This window comes from Klebsiella sp. 1SOBk5mer (assembly GCF_046603115.1).
Lineage (GTDB): Bacteria > Pseudomonadota > Gammaproteobacteria > Enterobacterales > Enterobacteriaceae > Klebsiella > Klebsiella quasipneumoniae.
The window spans coordinates 65,254-86,413 of sequence record NZ_JBKIUU010000014.1 but is presented as its reverse complement, the minus strand read 5'-3'; the positions used below and the strand labels follow the sequence as shown (position 1 = coordinate 86,413).

At 57.0% G+C, this 21,160-nt stretch carries 17 protein-coding genes and 1 pseudogene; 7 read left to right on the top strand and 11 right to left on the bottom strand.

The genetic code is table 11. The features are described from left to right. Nucleotides 1–4 precede the first annotated feature (4 nt). The gene (locus ACLH1U_RS22650; RefSeq protein ID WP_411299471.1) at nucleotides 5–1,021 is read left to right on the top strand and encodes a carbohydrate kinase family protein; all 1,017 of its coding nucleotides are present in this window, start codon (nucleotides 5–7) and stop codon (nucleotides 1,019–1,021) included. 40 nt (nucleotides 1,022–1,061) lie between these two features. Here the strand turns inward: ACLH1U_RS22650 and ACLH1U_RS22645 are convergent, their stop codons facing one another. Further along, a complete protein-coding gene (locus tag ACLH1U_RS22645) occupies nucleotides 1,062–1,790 on the bottom strand; it encodes a response regulator (RefSeq protein WP_044525150.1) in 729 nt (242 codons plus the stop codon). 272 nt (nucleotides 1,791–2,062) lie between these two features. Here ACLH1U_RS22645 and fdhF point away from each other — a divergent pair, with 272 nt between their 5' ends. Together fdhF and ACLH1U_RS22635 are read left to right on the top strand one after the other, a co-directional pair. Then, nucleotides 2,063–4,210, top strand: coding sequence for a formate dehydrogenase subunit alpha (gene fdhF, locus ACLH1U_RS22640; RefSeq protein ID WP_077598907.1), 2,148 nt, complete (start codon nucleotides 2,063–2,065; stop codon nucleotides 4,208–4,210). 313 nt (nucleotides 4,211–4,523) lie between these two features. After that, the gene (locus ACLH1U_RS22635) at nucleotides 4,524–5,210 is read left to right on the top strand and encodes a tetratricopeptide repeat protein (RefSeq protein WP_032454575.1); all 687 of its coding nucleotides are present in this window, start codon (nucleotides 4,524–4,526) and stop codon (nucleotides 5,208–5,210) included. 34 nt (nucleotides 5,211–5,244) lie between these two features. Here ACLH1U_RS22635 and gltP read toward each other — a convergent pair whose 3' ends face one another. Then, nucleotides 5,245–6,558 carry a glutamate/aspartate:proton symporter GltP gene (gene gltP / locus ACLH1U_RS22630; protein WP_004206354.1) on the bottom strand — a complete coding sequence of 438 codons (1,314 nt, stop codon included), beginning with the start codon at nucleotides 6,556–6,558 and terminating at the stop codon, nucleotides 5,245–5,247. Between the two features lie 111 nt (nucleotides 6,559–6,669). Then, nucleotides 6,670–6,870, bottom strand: a pseudogene (locus ACLH1U_RS22625) (hypothetical protein). 100 nt (nucleotides 6,871–6,970) lie between these two features. Between ACLH1U_RS22625 and acs the strand changes: the two are divergent. The 3 genes from acs to actP all read left to right on the top strand — a co-directional run bounded on the left by acs (nucleotide 6,971) and on the right by actP (nucleotide 11,077). Continuing rightward, the gene (gene acs, locus ACLH1U_RS22620) at nucleotides 6,971–8,929 is read left to right on the top strand and encodes an acetate--CoA ligase (protein ID WP_004206352.1); all 1,959 of its coding nucleotides are present in this window, start codon (nucleotides 6,971–6,973) and stop codon (nucleotides 8,927–8,929) included. Nucleotides 8,930–9,113: 184 nt separating this feature from the next. Further along, nucleotides 9,114–9,425 carry a DUF485 domain-containing protein gene (locus tag ACLH1U_RS22615; RefSeq protein WP_004206350.1) on the top strand — a complete coding sequence of 104 codons (312 nt, stop codon included), beginning with the start codon at nucleotides 9,114–9,116 and terminating at the stop codon, nucleotides 9,423–9,425. After that, nucleotides 9,425–11,077 carry a cation/acetate symporter ActP gene (gene actP / locus ACLH1U_RS22610; RefSeq protein ID WP_032429245.1) on the top strand — a complete coding sequence of 551 codons (1,653 nt, stop codon included), beginning with the start codon at nucleotides 9,425–9,427 and terminating at the stop codon, nucleotides 11,075–11,077. Before ACLH1U_RS22615 ends, actP begins: the two co-directional genes overlap by 1 nt. 54 nt (nucleotides 11,078–11,131) lie before the next feature. Here the strand turns inward: actP and ACLH1U_RS22605 are convergent, their stop codons facing one another. From ACLH1U_RS22605 to ACLH1U_RS22575, 7 genes are all read right to left on the bottom strand, one after another. Further along, complete coding sequence (locus ACLH1U_RS22605) at nucleotides 11,132–12,229, bottom strand: type 1 fimbrial protein (RefSeq protein WP_085551761.1); 1,098 nt, start codon at nucleotides 12,227–12,229, stop codon at nucleotides 11,132–11,134. Nucleotides 12,230–12,249: 20 nt separating this feature from the next. After that, nucleotides 12,250–12,801 carry a fimbrial protein gene (locus tag ACLH1U_RS22600; RefSeq protein ID WP_050442670.1) on the bottom strand — a complete coding sequence of 184 codons (552 nt, stop codon included), beginning with the start codon at nucleotides 12,799–12,801 and terminating at the stop codon, nucleotides 12,250–12,252. A 36-nt stretch (nucleotides 12,802–12,837) separates the two neighbouring features. Beyond that, a complete protein-coding gene (locus ACLH1U_RS22595) occupies nucleotides 12,838–15,429 on the bottom strand; it encodes a fimbria/pilus outer membrane usher protein (RefSeq protein ID WP_032454573.1) in 2,592 nt (863 codons plus the stop codon). Further along, a complete protein-coding gene (locus ACLH1U_RS22590) occupies nucleotides 15,383–16,072 on the bottom strand; it encodes a fimbrial assembly chaperone (RefSeq protein ID WP_032454572.1) in 690 nt (229 codons plus the stop codon). The genes ACLH1U_RS22595 and ACLH1U_RS22590 overlap by 47 nt, the downstream gene beginning before the upstream one ends. A gap of 59 nt (nucleotides 16,073–16,131) precedes the next feature. Next, nucleotides 16,132–16,689: a fimbrial protein gene (locus ACLH1U_RS22585; RefSeq protein WP_074423164.1), complete on the bottom strand. Its 558-nt coding sequence runs from the start codon at nucleotides 16,687–16,689 to the stop codon at nucleotides 16,132–16,134. A 509-nt stretch (nucleotides 16,690–17,198) separates the two neighbouring features. Further along, complete coding sequence (locus ACLH1U_RS22580) at nucleotides 17,199–17,888, bottom strand: LrgB family protein (RefSeq protein WP_023291649.1); 690 nt, start codon at nucleotides 17,886–17,888, stop codon at nucleotides 17,199–17,201. Further along, a complete protein-coding gene (locus ACLH1U_RS22575) occupies nucleotides 17,885–18,292 on the bottom strand; it encodes a CidA/LrgA family protein (protein ID WP_004206336.1) in 408 nt (135 codons plus the stop codon). The genes ACLH1U_RS22580 and ACLH1U_RS22575 overlap by 4 nt, the downstream gene beginning before the upstream one ends. A gap of 105 nt (nucleotides 18,293–18,397) precedes the next feature. Between ACLH1U_RS22575 and ACLH1U_RS22570 the strand changes: the two genes are divergently transcribed. After that, nucleotides 18,398–19,279 carry a LysR family transcriptional regulator gene (locus tag ACLH1U_RS22570; protein WP_017900105.1) on the top strand — a complete coding sequence of 294 codons (882 nt, stop codon included), beginning with the start codon at nucleotides 18,398–18,400 and terminating at the stop codon, nucleotides 19,277–19,279. 135 nt (nucleotides 19,280–19,414) lie between these two features. Here the strand turns inward: ACLH1U_RS22570 and ACLH1U_RS22565 are convergent, their stop codons facing one another. Further along, a complete protein-coding gene (locus ACLH1U_RS22565) occupies nucleotides 19,415–21,061 on the bottom strand; it encodes a Na+/H+ antiporter (RefSeq protein WP_411299470.1) in 1,647 nt (548 codons plus the stop codon). Between the last annotated feature and the right edge of the window lie 99 nt (nucleotides 21,062–21,160).

Sequence of the window (21,160 nt, the reverse complement as noted above, 5' to 3'; positions counted from 1 at the left end):
GATCATGGAACGCAAAGGCATCATTGCCGCAGGCAACATGCTGGTCGATCATGTTCACCAGATCAGACAGTGGCCGGAGCGCGGCTGGCTGGTGGAAATTATTCACAGCGAACGCGCCACCGGCGGCGCGCCGCTGAATGTCCTGCTGACCCTGGCCAAAATGCACGCCGGACTGCCGCTGCTGGCGGTCGGCCTGATTGGCGAGGATAACGATGGCGACTACATTACCGCCATGCTCGATCAGTATCATATCAATCGCCAGCTTGTGCAGCGCACCAGCTCCGCTCCCACCTCGATGACTCAGGTGATGACCGACGCCGAAGGCCAGCGCACCTTCTTTCACTCTCCCGGCGCCAACCGCCTGCTTGACCTTCCGGCCTTTGAGCCGCTGGATGCGCCGCTGAAAATTTTCCATCTCGGCTATCTGCTGCTGCTTGAGAGTCTCGATCGCCCCGACGAAGAGTACGGCACCCGCAGCGCGCGGTTGCTGGCGCAGATGCGCGAGCGAGGCTATGAGGTTTCCCTCGATCTGGTGTCGCGCAAGGGCGACCCGCGCTACCGCCCGCTGGTCCTGCCGGCGCTGGCACATCTTGACTACCTGACCATCAATGAGCTGGAAGCCAGCGAGTTTAGCGGGCTGGAGATTCGTCTACCCAACGGCGAGCCGCACGTCGCCCATATCGCCCGCGCCGCCAGCGCATTGCTTGACGCAGGCGTGCGCCAGCGGGTGGTGATCCACTGTCCGGAGGGGGCATGGGGCGTCTCCCGTACCGAAGCCGGGCGCTGGGTACCGTCATGGCGGCTGCCGCCGGAGGAGATTGTCGGCAGCGTCGGCGCCGGAGATGCCTTCTGCGCCGGCCTGCTGTACGGCAGCCACGAACGCTGGCCGTTAACCGACAGTCTGCAGCTGGCTCATGCCTGCGCCCGCGCCAGCCTGCAGGCCGCCAATGCGATCGACGGCGCCAAAACGCTCTCTGAGCTGCAGGCGTTTATTCAGTTGCAGAATAGTGAGAGGGGTTAACACCGCCAGCAATGGGCAGGCCGGTTAGACAGCCCCCGCCCTACGCCGCCTTCTCGCTGTGGGTCACGTCGGCGGAAAAGACATAGCCCAGGCCGCGCAGCGTTTTAATCAGCGTCGGCTGATGCGGGTTCAATTCGATTTTGCGCCGCAGGCGCATGATCAGCACATCGATGGTGCGATCGAACACCTCGGTGCTTTCGGTATGGGTTAGCGCCAGCAGCTGTTCACGGTTCAGCACCCGGCGGGCGTTCTGCGCCAGCGCCAGCAGCAAACCGTATTCTCCCTGGGTCAGCGGGATCGCCTGCTGCTGTGGGTTATACAGCTCACAGCGGGTGGTATCCAGCCGCCAGCCGTTGAACGTCAGGCCGGCGACGCCGCCCGGCGCCTCGCTGGCCAGCGCCCCGCTGCGCCGCAGCACCGCCTTCACCCGGGCGACCACCACCCGCGAACTGAACGGTTTGGCGATGTAATCATCGGCGCCCATCTCCAGGCCCACCACCACATCGGACTCGCTGCCCAGGCCGGAGAGCATCACCACCGGCAGCTCAGGCCGTGTGCGCTGCAGCTGCTGGAGCACCTGCAGACCATGGGTATCCGGCAGGATCATATCCAGCAAAACCAGCGCGATGTCCGCCCGCTGCGCCACCGTCGCCAGCGCGTCGCCGCCGGTCTGGCAGACCAGCACCTCAAACGCGTGCGCGCCGAGCACATCGCTGAGCAGCTCGCCCATCGCTATGTCGTCATCAACCACTAAAATGACCGGTTTCATCTTTGCCTCTGCCCGCGGGGAGTTAGTGTCAGTCTGATCGATTCTGCAAGGCTGCGCCGACAAATTCCTCTCCCGGTGACATTTTTTCAAGCGCCGTCACATCTCCAGGGTATCGACACGTCAAATCTGTCGACAGGCTGTTTTTCGTCAGCATTTCGCCCAAAAAAGCCACGTATCATCAAGGAATACCCACAATGAAAATATGGCATAGAAGATGCATAGTGACGGCGCGATAGCGCAAACGCGCCCATTGAATAACTGGAGCAAGACCGATGAAAAAAGTCGTCACGGTTTGCCCGTATTGCGCATCAGGTTGCAAAATCAACCTGGTGGTCGATAACGGCAAAATCGTTCGGGCTGAAGCGGCGCAGGGGAAAACCAACCAGGGAACCCTGTGCCTGAAGGGCTATTATGGCTGGGACTTTATTAACGATACCCAGATCCTGACGCCGCGCCTGAAAACCCCCATGATCCGTCGTCAACGCGGCGGCAAGCTGGAAGCTGTCTCCTGGGATGAGGCGCTGGATTACGTCGCCACTCGCCTCAGCGCCATTAAAGCCAAATATGGCCCGGATGCGATCCAAACCACCGGCTCCTCCCGCGGTACCGGTAATGAAACCAACTATGTGATGCAAAAATTCGCGCGCGCCGTTATTGGTACCAATAACGTCGACTGCTGCGCCCGCGTCTGACACGGCCCTTCGGTTGCAGGTCTGCACCAGTCGGTCGGTAATGGCGCCATGAGTAATGCCATCACGGAGATTGATAACACCGATCTGGTGTTTATCTTCGGTTACAACCCGGCGGATTCCCACCCTATCGTGGCGAATCACGTCATTAACGCTAAACGCAACGGGGCGAAAATTATCGTCTGCGACCCGCGCAAAATTGAAACCGCGCGCATCGCCGATATGCACATTGCGCTGAAGAACGGCTCGAATATCGCGCTGCTCAACGCCATTGGCCACGTGATTATTGAAGAGGATCTGTACGATAAATCCTTCGTCGCCAGCCGTTCCGAAGGCTTCGAGGAGTATCGCAAAATCGTTGAAGGCTATACGCCGGAGTCGGTGGAGGAGATCACCGGGGTCAGCGCCCAGGAGATCCGCGCCTGCGCCCGGATGTACGCCAGCGCCAAATCCGCCGCCATTCTGTGGGGCATGGGCGTGACCCAGTTCTACCAGGGCGTGGAGACCGTGCGTTCCCTGACCAGCCTGGCGATCCTCACCGGCAACCTCGGCAAACCGAGCGTCGGCGTCAACCCGGTGCGCGGCCAGAACAACGTCCAGGGCGCCTGCGATATGGGGGCGCTGCCGGATACTTATCCGGGCTATCAGTACGTTAAGTTCCCGGAAAACCGCGAGAAGTTCGCCAAAGCCTGGGGCGTCGACAGCCTGCCGGCACATACCGGCTATCGCATCAGCGAGCTGCCGCACCGCGCGGCGCACGGCGAAGTGCGGGCGGCGTACATTATGGGTGAAGATCCGCTGCAGACCGATGCCGAACTGTCGGCGGTGCGCAAAGCGTTCGACGATCTGGAGCTGGTTATCGTCCAGGACATTTTCATGACCAAAACCGCCTCCGCGGCCGACGTCATCCTGCCGTCCACCTCGTGGGGCGAGCACGAAGGCGTGTACACCGCAGCGGACCGCGGCTTCCAGCGCTTCTTTAAAGCGGTAGAGCCGAAGTGGGATCTGAAAACCGACTGGCAGATCATCAGCGAAATCGCCACCCGGATGGGTTATCCGATGCACTATAACAACACCCAGGAGATCTGGGACGAGTTGCGGCATCTGTGCCCGGACTTCTACGGCGCCACCTACGAGAAAATGGGTGAGCTTGGCTACGTCATGTGGCCGTGCCGCGATGAGTCCGACGCCGATCAGGGGACGTCGTATCTGTTTAAAGAGAAGTTCGATACCCCGAACGGGCTGGCGCAGTTCTTCACCTGCGACTGGGTCGCGCCGATCGATAAGCTCACCGACGAGTACCCGATGGTGCTGTCGACGGTGCGCGAAGTCGGCCACTACTCGTGCCGTTCAATGACCGGTAACTGCGCGGCGCTGGCGGCGCTGGCGGATGAGCCTGGCTATGCGCAGATCAACACCGCCGACGCCGAACGGTTAGGCATTGAGGATGAAGCGCTGGTGTGGGTGAATTCGCGCAAGGGTCGGATCATCACCCGCGCGCAGGTCAGCGACCGGCCGAACAAAGGCGCGGTGTATATGACCTACCAGTGGTGGATTGGCGCCTGTAACGAGCTGGTGTCGGAGAACCTGAGCCCGATAACCAAAACGCCGGAGTACAAGTACTGCGCGGTCAACGTTGAGCGGATTGCCGATCAGCGCGCGGCGGAACAGTACGTGATCGACGAGTACAACAAGCTGAAATCCCGCCTGCGCGAAAGCGCGATGGGTTAAGGTGCGGCGGCCTGATCCGGCTCGCGCGATGCGTAGGCCGGATCTGGCGCAGCCGCCACCCGGCATACAAGCGGCGCCGTGCCCGTAGACTGTCGCCCGGCGGCGCTGCGCTTGCGCGGGCCTACGGTTGGCAGGCGCGTCTCCCTCCCCAGGCCGGGTCAGGCGCAGCCGCCACCCGGCATACAAGCGGCGCCGTGCCCGCGTACCTGCGGTAGGTAGAGCGAATCCGCTCTACCTACCGATCCCTGTCATTTTCTTCTTTTTCGCCTCCCTTTATACTGCGCGCTATGTTCCTTGCTGATAATAAATACAAATGAAATACCTCTTTTTATTTTTACTGGTCATTACCAGCGGCGCAGCGGTGGCCACCGAACCGGGTAGCCGGTATCAACAGCAGGCGGAAGCCGGCGATCGACGCGCGCAATATTACCTTGCGGATACCTGGGTGAGCTCCGGCGATTATCAGAAAGCCGAATTCTGGGCACAGAAAGCAGCGGCGCAGGGCGATGGCGACGCGCTGGCCCTGCTGGCGCAGCTAAAAATTCGCAATCCGCAGCAGGCGGACTATCCGCAGGCCCGCCAGCTGGCGGAAAAAGCCGTCGAGGCCGGCAGTAAATCCGGGGAGATCGTCCTCGCGCGAGTGCTGGTGAACCGTCAGGCTGGCCCCACCGACGTGGCGCACGCCATCACGCTTCTGCAGGATGCCGCCCGGGACAGCGAAAGCGATGCGGCGGTAGACGCCCAGATGCTGCTGGGGCTGATCTACGCCAGCGGCGTGCACGGTCCGGAAGATGATGTGAAAGCGAGCGCCTACTTTAAAGGCAGCTCGGCGCTCTCGCGGACCGGCTATGCCGAATACTGGGCCGGGATGATGTTCCAGCAGGGAGAGAAAGGCTTTATCGAACCGAATAAGCAGAAGGCGCTGCACTGGCTTAACGTCAGTTGCCTGGAGGGGTTTGATACCGGCTGCGAAGAGTTTGACAGGATCAGTAAAGGATAAGAAAAAGCCCGGCGCTCGCGCCGGGCTTTGTGTTTTATTGCGCGGTTTTATCAAACTTGCCCAGCACTTCGCGTTCATACGCCAGCGCTTTTTTGCGGTCGAACTTATGCTCCCACTTGGCGATAACCAGCACCGCCAGCGCATTGCCCACCACGTTCAGCGCGGTACGCGCCATGTCGAGGATACGGTCGACGCCGGCGATAAAGGCAAGGCCCTCCAGCGGGATCCCGACGCTGCCCAGGGTGGCCAGCAGCACCACAAAAGAGACGCCCGGCACGCCGGCGATCCCTTTCGAGGTCACCATCAGGGTCAGTACCAGGGTGATCTCCTGCCAGATGGAGAGGTCGATGCCGTACAGCTGGGCGATAAAGATCGCCGCGATGCTCTGATACAGCGTTGAGCCATCGAGGTTAAAGGAGTAGCCGGTCGGCACCACGAAGCTGGTGATCGACGCCGGCGCGCCATAGGCTTCCATTTTCTCGATAATACGCGGCAGCACGCTCTCGGAGCTGGCGGTGGAGTAAGCCAGAATCAGCTCATCTTTCAGGATGCGGATCAGGATCCAGATGCTCAGGCCGCACAGGCGGGCGACAATCCCCAGCACCACCAGCGCGAAAAACAGGATCGCGAAGTAAACCAGCAGCACCAGCTTGGCCAGCGGCCACAGCGAGGCGAAACCAAAGGTGGCGACGGTCACTGAAATCAGGGCGAACACCCCGATCGGCGCATAGCGCATCACCATATGGGTGACTTTGAACATGGTTTCGGAGATGGAGCGGAAGACCGTCACCAGCGGCTCACGGTGCGTCGCCGGCAGCGAGGAGAGCCCCAGACCAAACAGCACCGAGAAGAAAATAATCGGCAGCATATCGCCTTTCGCCATCGACGCCACGATGTTGGTCGGCACCAGCGACAGGATGGTGCCCATCAGGCCATGCGCATGGCTCTGCACCTCAGCGGTGGTGTTCTGGTATTTCGAAATATCAACCGCCGCCAGCTGCGACATATCAATGCCCGTTCCCGGCTGGAAGACGTTGGCCAGGGTGATACCCAGCACGATCGCCACCGTGGTGATCACTTCGAAATAGATAATGGTTTTGGCGCCGATCCGGCCTAACTGTTTGGCATCGCCCACGCCGGCAATCCCGACCACCAGGGTCGAAATAACAATCGGGACTACGATCATTTTAATCAGATGGATAAAGATATCGCCCGCCGGCGTCAGCAAATTGCTAATCAACCAATCGCGACTTTCGGCGTGGTAATGCAGATAACTGCCCAAAAGGATACCCAGCACCAGGGCTAGCAAAATTTGCCAGGCCAGACTGACTTTTTTTGTTTTCTTCACTACAGACTTCCTCAATGAAAGGCACCATTCCTTTTCGTCATGGTACCCACTGCAGGGGGTATGAATTGTGTTGCGTTGCTTTGTGGGGTTATTTAACGCGCAATATCAGTATCATTTGCACGGCATGCTGCGCAAGCCTTTAAGAATAGGGCTTTCTTCTGGTTTTCTGCATAAAGTCACGAATTTTCCCCAGTTACAATGCATAAGTATTTGTAATAAAAAATATTTCACATCTTCCGTTCCTATAAATTCATTTACGCAATTATTTCACTTCAAAGTTTCATTTGACGAAATTTCACTCAGTTGAATCATTGCGTGATCTGCCCCCCAATTAACAAACAAAGCTGCCAAAACCCCTACTATTAACGTTTGTTTGACATATATTTAACAAGTTCAAAGGAGAAAAAAAGCCATGAGCCAAATACACAAACACCCTATTCCCGCTAACATTGCGGAACGTTGCCTGATTAACCCGGATCAGTACAAGGCGCAGTATCAACAATCCATAACCGACCCTGATACATTCTGGGGCGAGCAGGGCAAAATCCTTGACTGGATGCGCCCCTACACCCGCGTGAAGAATACCTCCTTTGCGCCGGGTAACATTTCCATCAAATGGTATGAAGACGGCACCCTTAACCTCGCCGCCAACTGCCTCGACCGCCATCTCGCCGAGCGCGGCGATCAAACCGCCATCATCTGGGAAGGCGACGACGCCAGCCAGAGCAAGCACATCACCTACCGTGAACTGCATGCGGACGTCTGCCGCTTCGCCAATGTGCTGCTCGGCCTCGGGATTAAAAAAGGCGACGTGGTCGCCATCTATATGCCGATGGTGCCGGAAGCCGCGGTGGCGATGCTGGCCTGCGCCCGCATCGGCGCCATCCACTCGGTGATTTTCGGTGGCTTCTCGCCGGAGGCGGTGGCCGGACGCATTATCGACTCCAGCTCGCGCCTGGTGATCACCGCGGATGAAGGGCTGCGCGCCGGTCGCGCCATCCCGCTGAAGAAAAACGTCGATGACGCGCTGAAAAACCCGAACGTCAACAGCATTGAACACGTCGTGGTCCTGAAACGTACCGGCGGTAAAATCGACTGGCAGGAAGGCCGCGATCTGTGGTGGAGCGATCTGATGGCGAACGCCAGCGCCGAACACCGCCCCGTCGAGATGAACGCCGAAGATCCGCTGTTCATCCTCTATACCTCTGGCTCCACCGGTAAACCGAAAGGGGTGTTGCACACCACCGGCGGCTATCTGGTCTACGCGGCCACCACCTTTAAATACGTTTTCGATTACCACCCGGGCGATATTTACTGGTGCACCGCCGATGTCGGCTGGGTCACCGGCCACAGCTATCTGCTGTACGGCCCGCTGGCCTGCGGCGCCACCACTCTGATGTTCGAAGGGGTGCCGAACTGGCCAACCCCGGCGCGTATGTGCCAGGTCGTCGATAAGCATAAGGTCAGCATTCTGTATACCGCTCCGACGGCGATTCGTGCCCTGATGGCGGAAGGCGACAAGGCTATCGAAGGCACGGACCGCTCCTCACTGCGCATTCTCGGCTCGGTCGGCGAACCCATTAACCCGGAAGCCTGGGAGTGGTACTGGAAGAAGATCGGTAACGAGAAGTGCCCGGTGATGGACACCTGGTGGCAGACCGAAACCGGCGGCTTTATGATCACCCCGCTGCCGGGGGCGATTGAGCTGAAGGCTGGCTCCGCTACCCGCCCGTTCTTCGGCGTTCAGCCGGTGCTGGTGGATAACGAAGGCCTGCCGCTGGATGGCGCCACCGAGGGCAATCTTGCTATCGCCGACTCCTGGCCCGGCCAGGCGCGAACCCTGTTCGGGGATCATGAGCGCTTTGAGCAAACCTACTTCTCCACCTTCAAAAATATGTACTTTAGCGGCGACGGCGCGCGCCGAGATGAAGATGGCTATTACTGGATCACCGGCCGCGTGGATGACGTTCTGAACGTCTCCGGCCACCGTCTGGGTACTGCCGAGATCGAATCGGCGCTGGTGTCGCACCCGAAAATCGCCGAAGCGGCAGTGGTCGGTATTCCGCACAACATCAAGGGCCAGGCTATCTACGCCTACGTGACGCTCAATCACGGTGAAGAACCGACGCCGGAGCTGTATGCGGAAGTGCGTAACTGGGTGCGTAAAGAGATTGGCCCGCTGGCGACGCCGGATGTTCTGCACTGGACCGATTCGTTGCCAAAAACCCGCTCGGGCAAAATCATGCGCCGCATTCTGCGCAAGATCGCCGCGGGCGACACCAGCAACCTCGGCGATACCTCGACTCTCGCCGATCCTGGCGTAGTGGAAAAACTGCTCGAAGAGAAGCAGGCCATTACCATGCCTTCTTAAGTAAGGACCGATTCCCTACACCCTCTCCCCCACCGGGGAGAGGATAAAAATAAGTCCCTCCCCCAGGATTTCACTCGCAGGAACGCCGTCAGCGAACCGTATCCCGGCCTTTAACGCCGGAGGGGTTGCTGTCGCCAGCGTCCGCTGCGTGGATGACGAAAGGGAGACCTCTGGAGACGCTAAGATGAATGAACAACTTTGTCAGCGGATAGAAAATAGTGCGCATTTCAGGGAGCTGGTGGCATCACGGCAACGGTTTGCCGCCATTCTGTCAGTGATTATGTTAGTGATCTATGTGGGCTTTATTCTGCTTATCGCCTTCGCGCCAGGCTGGCTCGGCACGCCGCTGCACGCCGGGACCAGCGTCACCCGCGGGATCCCGCTGGGCATCGGTGTGATCGTCATTTCGTTTGTTCTCACCGGTATTTATGTCTGGCGGGCCAACGGTGAATTCGACCGTTTGACCAAGAGCGTTCTCAACGAGGTAAAAGCATGATCAAGAGAGTCCTGACGGCGCTCGCCGCCACGCTGCTGCCCCTCGGCGTTCAGGCCGCAGACGCCATTACCGGCGCGGTACAGCGCCAGCCGACCAACTGGCAGGCGATTGTCATGTTCCTGATTTTCGTCGCCCTGACCCTGTACATCACTTACTGGGCGTCAAAACGGGTGCGTTCGCGCAGCGATTACTACACCGCCGGCGGCAATATCACCGGTTTCCAGAACGGGCTGGCGATTGCCGGCGACTTTATGTCGGCAGCGTCGTTCCTTGGTATCTCTGCGCTGGTGTATACCTCCGGTTACGACGGTCTGATCTACTCGCTGGGCTTCCTTGTCGGCTGGCCGATTATCCTGTTTCTGATTGCCGAACGTCTGCGCAACCTTGGCCGCTACACCTTTGCCGACGTGGCGTCCTATCGTCTCAAACAGGGACCGATCCGCACCCTCTCCGCCTGCGGCTCGCTGGTGGTGGTGGCCCTCTATCTGATCGCCCAAATGGTCGGCGCCGGCAAGCTGATCCAGCTGCTGTTCGGCCTTAACTATCACGTTGCGGTGGTGCTGGTGGGCGTCCTGATGGTGCTCTATGTCCTGTTCGGCGGCATGCTGGCGACCACCTGGGTGCAGATTATCAAAGCGGTTCTGCTGCTGTTCGGCGCCAGCTTTATGGCCTTTATGGTGATGAAGCACGTCGGCTTCAGCTTCAATAATCTGTTTACCGAAGCGATGGCCGTCCACCCGAAAGGCGCGGCGATTATGAGCCCCGGTGGGCTGGTGAAAGATCCGATATCCGCGCTCTCCCTTGGCCTCGGTCTGATGTTTGGTACCGCCGGCCTGCCGCATATCCTGATGCGTTTCTTCACCGTGAGCGACGCCAAAGAAGCGCGTAAAAGCGTGTTCTACGCCACCGGCTTTATGGGCTACTTCTATATTCTGACCTTTATCATCGGCTTCGGCGCCATCATGCTGGTCGGCGCGAACCCAGTGTTCAAAGACGCAGCCGGACAGCTTATCGGCGGCAATAATATGGCGGCGGTGCATCTGGCGGATGCGGTGGGCGGCAACCTGTTCCTCGGCTTTATCTCCGCGGTCGCCTTCGCCACCATTCTGGCGGTGGTCGCTGGCTTGACGCTGGCGGGCGCCTCGGCGGTGTCGCACGACCTGTACGCCAACGTCTTCCGTAAAGGGGCGACCGAGCGTCAGGAGCTGAAGGTCTCCAAAATTACGGTGCTGATCCTCGGCGTGGTGGCCATTCTGCTGGGCATCCTGTTCGAAAATCAGAATATCGCTTTCATGGTCGGCCTGGCGTTCTCTATTGCCGCCAGCTGTAACTTCCCGATTATCCTGCTGTCGATGTACTGGTCGAAGCTGACCACCCGCGGGGCGATGATCGGCGGCTGGCTGGGTCTGCTGACGGCGGTGATTCTGATGATCCTCGGCCCGACCATTTGGGTGCAGATCCTCGGTCATGAGAAAGCGCTGTTCCCGTATGAATACCCGGCGCTGTTCTCCATCGCTATCGCGTTCATCGGTATCTGGCTCTTCTCCGCGACCGATAACTCACCGGAAGGAATGCGCGAGCGCGAGCAGTTCCGCGCCCAGTTCATTCGTTCACAAACCGGGATCGGTATCGAACGCGGCCAGGCGCATTAACCGCCGCCTTCCCTTCTCCGGCACCTGCCGGGGAAGGGGCTTATTCTGCCCCCGTCAGTTGTAGGTGAAGGTGATCACCCCTGCTGCATTTGCTGAACCTGCTGTCACTATACTTCCCGTCTTATAATAGTTTGTGGAAAAAGCGAGCGACTGCTGAGCGGCTGCCCCGCCAGGGCTGTCGGGATGGGTGAAATAGCTATAGCTGGCATCTGCGCCGTCGTTCGTTACCGTCGTACGGCTCGAGGTATAGAGGCTGATGTCGGTATTCAATGGCAGCGCTTCGCCATCCAGATTCAACTGAACCCCCACCCCGGTGGCAACATTCTCTTCTGCCGTTAAGGCCATTACGGTGTTATCAGGATTATCCCCACTCGCTTCCGCCGCCACCACCCGCATCGAAACATTGGTTCCCGGCTCGCAATAGAGGTTCATGGACTGCCGCGCTGATCCTACCTTCGTCGCGCTATTAAACTCGCCGGTATTGATGCTGCCCATGGCAAAACTGAGATTGATGCTACTGACAACGCACCCCATCGGGATCATCTGGATGCTGGTGGTTCCGCTGATATGCAGTTGGGAAATCGCTACCGTGCTATTACTGTCCTTTGCCGATACCGTCGCCACCGGATCGTTAAATGATAATGTACTATTGCTGGCAATCGGGCCGCCAGTCGCCACCAGCTGCAGTTGATACGCCGGGGTGTAATGGGTGGAAGCGTAGTAATCTAAAAAGCCCCGAGGCTCACCGAGTGCAAAGTTGGCATCCCCGATATAATGCACCTGCGAGTCGGGGGCGAAATCATTTGTATCGTTATCATATTCACCACTGATATTAAGCCACATTTTAACGCGTATCCCGACCCCCTGCACCGAGGTGGTATAGATGTTATCGCCGACCAATGCCCCGGCATTGCCCGAAGACCAGGCAAACACCGCGTAAATTTTCCCCTCGCAATTGAGCATATACGTTTGCGCGTGATTCAATTTCCCGGAATCATACAGCACCGTACCCGCGGTATAATTTCCGGCATTGATCAGTATTTTTTCAGGCAGCTTAGTCATCGAAATATCGCCGTAATTTTTCCCCCCGCATACCGCCCAGCTGTAGGAGGGGACCAGCACGACAATGAAAAATAAAATTAGCTTTTTCATAACACTCCCTGTCGAAATCATTATTTATAGGTCACTTCAAACGTGGCGGTAAAACCGACAATACCGGGACTCACCTGGCCATAGGGTGAGTACATCCGTGCCACCATGTTGAACGTGTGGATGTCCGTTTCGCTATCAAAGGTGTAGAGATACTGGTCTCCGGGGCCCAGAGGCTGCTGGTCGGCCATGCTGAGCAGTTGCAAACCAATGCCGCTGGCCCCGTTATTGCCTGTCCTATAGCTTTTATAGATCGAAGCGTGGGCTTCATCGAAACGGGCCCCATCGAATGCGATCGTCACCGCCGACGCATAGGCCGAACAGTGGGAAAAGAGCAGCTTAACCGGCACGCTGGCGCTGCTCGATCCCGCTTTTCCGGAGAACGTCTGATAGGGAACGGTGCCTAAATCAATACGATTCGACGGATCCACGGCCACCTCACAGGAGGGCGCTTCGATCGTGCCCGTAACCTTAAAATTGACCGTGCTGCTGCTCTCGTAAGCCAACCCGGAAGCGGAGAGCAGCAAAAGGCTAGCCAGTACGCAGCCCCCTGTTCCGCAGTCTTTAATCCTCATATCAGCCCTTCTTTTCCTGTTGCGCACGTGCGGCCATTATCGGCAAATGGCCTGATAAAACAGAATATTGTCGCTCAGCGTGGTGCTGGAAAAATCATAATGAGCGGTGCACTGCTCATTGCTTTTTTCCCCCCAGCGCGCTAACAGCTGACCTTTTTTCTGCAACCCCGTCAGGTAAACCTGCCCCTCATCGCCGACGATATTGCTGCGCGAGACGCTGGTATTAGGCCGCGCGTTATCGAGGGTCACCAGCGCGCCGAAGGGCACCACCCCGCTGCGGGTGCGCAGCGTGAGCATCGCCTTATAGCCAATTCGCGTGTCATACTGCACTTTGACGATCGCGTTGCGCGTCGGAACTACCGTTCTGGCAACGTTATCCACTTCAGCGCCGGGAATTTCCTGTTCATCCAGCGCCAGGCTATTACGATGGTACGGACGGACGTAGGGCACCACGGCATATCCGGCGGCATCCGTCGTCACGTTTGTCTGGCCGCGCACCGTCACATCGCTGAGGCCGGGGGTCTCGACCAGCGCCGAACTCTCCCCCAGAAAGCGTGACAGCGTGAGTCCGCCGGAATGGGCAACCATGCCGCCGCGCAGCGAATAGCTGTAGTGATTGCTGTAGCGGTCGTAGCCATAGCCGCCCGCCGCGTCGCCTTTTGCTCCCTGGTAGTTGACGCTGAGGTTGCCGGAAGTGCTCTTATCCTGGGTGTTGTACCCTTCAAGCACGCTCCAGTTCAGGGAGCGATCCTCGAACGCCGAGCCGTTGAGTCCCACGCTGTGCGTGGTGTCGTTATGGCGGGCATGGTTCAAGGTGTAATTCGCGGAGAGTGAGTCCCCCAGCGGAATGCTTAACGTCAGGGAGACGACCGTATCACTGGTCGGCCGGTTATCACCGCTGTCATCGGTGTTCTGCACGTTGCGGTTATAGGAATAGTTAATAAAGTAGGAGGCTTTGCCGATTGCTCCGCTATAGCCCACCCCGACCGACGCCATGCGCGAGTTGTCCCAGTAGGTTTCATTGATCAGCGACAGCGAAAGTGAGCCATAGCCAAACAGCGTCTGTGACACCGAAGCGTCAAAACGGCCTTTCGTTCTGCCCTTGCTGGTACAGCAGTCATACTGAGTGGAAGCGTTATCGACAAAATCCTGAAACGAATAGTATCCCGCGGTGGAATAGCGATAACCGGCCACGGAAAAGTTGGTGCCGGTCTGGAGAAAACTTTTGCTAAAGCGGACGCGATAAGATTGCCCCTGTTCTTGACTGGTCGATGTGGCCGCGGCGTTGGCGTTAACATCAGCCCATGACTGAGAACCATCAAATGAGAGGGCGCCGATAGTCCCAAGATTAAAACCAGCGCCTAACAGCAAATTGGTGTACTTATCTTCCGCCTGCTGAAAACCGCTATAAAGAGTAACGTTGCTGGTCACGCCATAAACCAGAGAGGACTGAATAAAGTTATATTCTTTATCGTCGGAGCTACCTGAGCGCGTTCTGCCGCTGCTCAGCGCATAGTCCAGTTGGCCCTCGCGCTGCAGGATCGCCAACGAGGCGAATGGCACCACAAAGTTTTGCTCGCTGCCGTCGGACTCTTTAATGCTGACGTACAGATCGCCGGCGCTGCCGGTGGCGTAAAGATCTTTTATTTCAAAAGCGCCGGGGGCAACGGTGGTTTTATAAATGCTATAGCCATTCTGATAGATCGAGACCTCAGCGGTGGTACGCGCAATACCCTTGATCGTCGGCGCAAACCCGTGAAGGCTATCCGGCAACATCTCTTTATCTGAGCTGAGCTGTAGGCCGGTAAAGCTCATGCTGTCGAAGATGCCGGACGACGTATAGGTGTTGCCCACCACCAGTTGACTGCGCAGGGTTTGGATATCGCGGGTGATATAGGAGTATACCGACTCCCAGCGACTGGTGTTGTCGCTGTGGCTATAGGTGCTGTAATTGCGCAGGCGCCACGGCCCCAGATTCACGCCAGGCTGCAGGCTGATAAACTGACTGTCGATAGTTGCGCCGTTATGCCGCGGGGTATTGCGCTGCCCGGAAATGCTGTAGTTGAGAATACCGGCGTTAATCCCCTGCTGCCACTGGCTCTCCGGCACATAGTCTCTGGGGCGATTCAGCATCGCGGCCTGCGGGACGGTAAAATCTATCCGCTGTTGGGCAAGCGAAACCGTAAACGTTACGCCCGGGATCGCCGACAGTTGAGCACAGGTTTCTCCTGCCTCGAACAGCTTCGGATAGGCGGCGGTATTGATGAGCCACGAATGAAGAAACTCCGAAGAAAGACAGGGAGTCGCCGTTGCGTTTGCACCAGCGTCAGGGTTATTTACCTGGAACAGGAGTGATTCAGAACCGACATACTTATCATTGACGTAAACATCCAGGTGATAGGTGCCCGGCGGTACGCCGTCTTGCGAAAAATAGGACAGATCAACCGAAGTCGCACTATTATCCGTAACTTCGAGTAGATTCGGGTTGAAATATTCATCGGCCTCGGCGCAAGTAGGTAGGGTACTCAGGCACAGAACAATAGCGACGCAGAGACTTTTAGTTGAACATAGCGGCTCAATGCTACTGAATAAGAGCGGTATATTTCTTCCCTGACATACCATAATCATTAATCACGCTCCATGTGATTTCTTTTTTTCCTGCCGCGGACAGGTTATTCCTGACGGGTATTTTTAAAGTAGAAAACGGGGCTGCAAACCATGCACCAGAAATATTTTTACCGTTAAGACTGATCTGTGAGAAATTCATATACAATGGCGAACTATTTTTTACCGTTACCGCCGCCCCTTCTTTACCCCATTGTAATTTGTCGGCATAGCTTTCTGGTGTATTACCTTTTAATGCGGCAGGCCGGTAAATTAATTTTATTTTCGAGTTGATAGCAAACTGCACGACATTTTTATCAGGAGTATATTCTGTTGCCGGGATCCCTTTAATATTAAGCCAAAATATGGACTCGCGGTCGTCTGGTAGCGTCTTTCCTGAACGCACAACGCGCACAAATCCTTTCTCTCCGGCTTTAAGACGAAATAGCGGCGGTGTAATAATAAATGCATCTTTTGCTGGTGAGCGAGCATCAGCCACAGAGAGCCAGGACTGTACGATATTGCTGCTCGGATCTTTATTCTCAACGTTAATGACGGCGTTATTCTTCGTCCCATCAAAGACAAGGCGCGTACCGCCAACTACCACGCTGGCTTGCGCGATAGAGGACGACAGCACTAAACCAACCACAAAAAAAGGATATCTCATACGCTTAAATAAGGGGAATAACAGACGATCCCCCTTTCTCCTTTCAATAAAATGCAGAATTAATGATAGGTCACGTTATAAGTTACCGTTGTCTGAACGGCACCCTTTGTCGGTTCACCAGCGCCCGATTTCACCATCTTAACGGTGAACGGAATCGTTGCGGCACCCGAAGAGATATCGACATCTGAACCTTCTTCGTTATTTTTCATCAGGCTACCGGCTTCGTCATACAGCGCCACAGCGACGCCCGTTGCTGCGTCTTCCGTTGCCTGGTTTTTAAAGTAATCGCTATTCGCGGTATCGGAAACCCCGCCGAAAGTCACGCGGGCGGAGTTATTTCCCCCCTCTTCCAGCGTCGGGCAATCCGCTAAGCTAAAGGAGAAGTTCTTAGCTGCACCGTAGGTATACGCTTTCAGGTCCGCCACCGAGGTGGTGCCCATATCAATGGCAGTCACACCGCCATCGATGGTCGCCGTACAGGTGGTATCTGAAACAACGCCATTAAAGGTAATGGTGTTATCAGCCTGGGCAACGGTAGACAGCGCGCTGCAGGCAGAGAAAATCAGGGCACCCGCCAGAAATTTTTTACTCATCTTCATATTTATTCCCATATCCATTATAAACGACAATCAGTCCGTCAATTGCTGTATGCAGCGATATTAGAGAATGAAATTCAATCAGCGCGGCGTCATGCAGGCATTTACATGCTATCGGCTTGATGACAGTCACTATTATGCAGAAATAAACGACCCGTTTTGAATCCATTCAATAATACAAGCTCGCGTAAAGAGAATAACGAACAAAAGGTAAAGTTTCAATTATCAATGGATATACCACTTTTTAAATAAAGTGTATTAAAACATTAGCAGCGCAACATAAGAACACTTAAAAATCAATTAGATAACCAGTAATATAATTCGTGAAAATAATAAAACCTCTGAATATTATTTAGATTACAATTAAATAATCGACATCAGCGAAATATTTAGTTACAAATTCAGGAAAAACATAAGAATCGACTTAATCTTTTATGATGAGTAATAACGGGTATAAACAAAAACAGGGGAAAATAGTCCATAACTATTCTCCCCCTCAATATTTCATAATATCCGGTTACGGGACCATGTTAAAACAGCAGCCAGCGCACGACCGGCGCAGCCAGCACGACGACCACACCTGAGAGCATCATCACCAGGCTGGCCACTACGCCCTCCTGCTGGCCCAGCTCATAGGAGCGCGCGGTTCCGGCACCGTGGGAGGCCGCCCCGAACCCGGCCCCTTTCGCCATCCCTTCCCGGATAGCAAGCCGTAAAAACAGCATGTCCCCCACCGCCATACCAAAGACGCCGGTGATCACCACAAACAGCGCAACCAGATCGGGTTGACCGCCAAGCGGTTTCGCCGCCGCCAGGGCAAAAGGCGTGGTCACCGAACGCACCGCCAGGCTACGCTGTATTTCGTCAGACAACATCAATCCGCGCGCCAGCCACACGGAACTGGTCACCGCTACCACCACCGCCGTTACCACCCCTGCGCTGAGAGACATCCAGTGGCGTTTGATCACCGCGATATTTTCATAGACCGGGACGGCAAAGGCGATGGTCGCCGGGCCCAGCAGCCAGAGCAGCCAGTGGGTCTCTCCCATATAGCTCTGATAAGAGATATGGCCTGCCACCAGGATCAGCACCAGCAGGATCGGCGTAAATACCAGCGGCATCAACGGCAGTTTATGAAAACGGCGATACAGTTTTTTGTTAGCGTAATAGAGGCCCAGCGTCGCCACCAGACACAGGATACTTAGCGTGGCATCGCTCATTTTTTTATCCTGTTCACTTCGTAACGATAAACCTTGTCAACGACCCAGGCCGTAGCGCCGAGCACCATCAGCGTGCTTAACGCAATGACCAGGAAAATACGCCATCCGTCGACCATCAACAGCTGGGCATAATTGACCACCGCCACCACCGCCGGGACGAAAAACAGCAGCATCTCCGCCAACAGCCAGCGGGCGCCGGCGCGAACCCAGTTGAGGGGGATCACCCGGCAAACGATCATCAACAGGAGCATCACCATGCCCACTAAGTTGGCCGGCAAGGGTACCTGCCACCTGTTCACTAGATATTGTGCGAAGATGAATAACCCGACGTAGAGCAGCACCTGTATCGGGATCTGAAGTCGCTGCGCCACAGCAGGGGCAACGCGAGCTGGCGCGAAGGCCATGAGCGATAGTCCTGAAAAAAAGAAGTCAGGCATGCAGTATAGAGAGCCGCCGACGCGGACAGAAATGAATTAAAATCATCGCAGGTATAGTCTCAGGGAATAATTATGGATATCCGAACGCTGCGCTATTTCGTTGAAGTGGTTCGTCAGCAGAGTTTTACTCGCGCGGCGGAAAAGCTGTTTGTCACACAGCCCACCATCAGCAAGATGCTCAAAAATCTCGAAGATGAACTGAACTGCACGCTGTTGATCCGCGACGGCCGCAAACTGCTGCTTACCGATACCGGGCGCGTGGTTTTTGAACGCGGCCAGGCGATCCTCGGCGAGTTCAGCCAGCTGGAGTCAGAGCTGAGCGATATCAATCACCTGCATAAGGGGGTGCTGCGTCTTGGCATTCCGCCGATGGTCGGGATGCTGATGGCGGAGCCGATCAGCCGTTTCCGCCAGCGCTACCCGGGCGTCGAGCTGAAAATCGCCGAGTTTGGCGGCCTGACGGTCCAGCAGGCGGTCAGCAATGGCGAACTTGATATGGCGATGACCGCCCTGCCGATCGAAGAGGGCAGCAGCCTCACCACCCTGCCGTTGTTCAACCACCCACTGTGCGTCCTGACGCCCAGGACCGCGGCGTGGGAAGGCAAAACGTCGCTCTCGCCGGCGGAGCTGGCGGCGCATCCGCTGGTTATCTACAACGAGGAATTTGCCCTCAGCCAGCAGCTGATGCGCCTGTTTAGCGAGCACGACGTGAAGCCGCGGATCGCTGTGCGCAGCGGCCAGTGGGATTTTCTCGCCGCCATGGTGCAGGCCGGCATTGGCGTGGCGATCCTGCCGGAGCCGATTTGCCAGCGTCTCGACCCGCAGAATTTTTGCTGGATCCCATTGCAAAGCGAGCTGCGCTGGGAGCTGGGGATGATTTGGCGGGAAGGCGTATATATGTCGCGTAGCGCTGAGGCCTGGCTGGCGTGCAGTAAAGCGTTCTGGCTGGAATAACGCCTGGCGGCGCCAGGCTGGGGCGCATCGGGTGGATACCGCGGAGGTTGTCAGCCCGGTAAGGCGTCAGCTGCCCGCGGGCACACTTGCGTTACGAGAGATCACCCGGCGGCGCTACGCCACCGGGTCTGACGATCACTGATCTTCGATCAACAGCGCTTCCAGCAGGTCGAGGTCGTGCAGCAGCTTCTGCAGCGTCTCGTTACTGATCTGCCGGGTGGCGCGCAGATGGTACAGCTCACCGCGCTCAGAGCGCAGCGCCGCCAGGCGGAAGCGCCGCTCCAGGCTCTCTTCGAGCATCGAGGTTTCCACATCGTTACGACCATCGGCGCGGCGGCGCAGGTTACCGATCACCCGCGAACTGACTTCGGTCAGCAGCTGGTTATCGATATTCTCTTTGGTATCCGCCGCCAGCCGCTCTTCCATCTTCTGGATCGCCACAATCGCCACGTCCGCCGTCGCCGCGCGCGCCAGACGCTCCTCTTTCCGCTGCTGCACATTATCGCTCGATTCAATGTGGCGCAGCAGGATCGGCAGCGCAATCACCCCAACGAACAACGAGAACAGGATCACCCCGGCGGCGAGGAAAATCAGCTCATAGCGCGCCGGAAAGACATTCCCGTCCGGCAGCAGCAGCGGAATAGAGAGCACACCGGCGAGGGTAATCGCCCCGCGCACTCCGGCAACGGAGGAGATCAGCAGCTCGCGCGTGGTCCAGGAGCCAAACTCCATCGGCTTCTTCTTCAGGAAGCGCTGGCTAAGCTTACGCATCGACCACAGCCAGCCAAAACGCACCAGCATCAGCGCGGCATAGATCAGGATGATGTCGGTAAACAGCATCCAGGTCTCGACATTGGGGTCGGCTTCCGCCGCCACCAGCGAGCTGGAGAGGATATCCGGCAGCTGCAGGCCCAACAGCAGAAACACCATGCCGTTAAAGACAAACTCCAGCATCGACCAGGTGCTGTTGGCGCGCAGGCGCATCGCCAGCGGCGCGGTACGCATCACGCCGGAACGGGTGATGGTCATCCCTGCCGCCACCGCCGCCAGAATGCCGGAGACGCCGATATGTTCGGCAATCAGATAGGAGGCAAACGGCAGCAGGAACAGCAGGACGATCTGCGTGGCGGGCTCGTCACCGCCCCAGCGGCTGAGGAAGCGCATCGAGCGGCCATACGACCAGCTCACCACAAACCCGGCCAGCACGCCGCCAATCGCCACTTTCAGAAACTCGACGGTGGCGCCGCCGACGGTAAAGACCATGGTGCCCATCGCCACCGCGACGGCAAACTTGAGCGAGACCAGGCCGGAGGCGTCGTTCATCAGCGCCTCACCCTGCAAAATGCCCATGATTTTTTTCGGTATCCGCCCTTCCCCGACGATACCCGAGAGCGCCACGGCATCGGTCGGCGACAGCACGGCCGCCAGCGCGAACGCCGGGATCAGCGGAATGCCCGGCACAATCCAGTAGATCAGAAAGCCGATGCCGACCACCGTCACGACCACCAGCGCCAGCGCCAGGCCGAGGATCTCGCGCCCGTGCTCAATGAATTCGCGAGTTGGCGTTTTCCAGCCGTCGGCGAACAGCAGCGGCGGGATAAACAGGACCAGAAACAGCTCTGGATCAAATTCAACATGCAAACCAAAGGTCGGCCACGCCAGAAGCGCGCCAATGGCGATTTGCATCAGTGGGAGTGGAACCTGAAAGGGCAGTACGCGCGTCACTACCCCGGAGAGTGAGACCACAAGGGTCATGATGAGGATGGTAAAGAATATTTCCATGTGTTCCCTGTTTGCTGCGTTTTCTTTTATACCTGTGAGGCGTCTTGCCTTTGAATCATACGCTACCCAGATTAACGCAAATGGAAACAGGATGTGGCT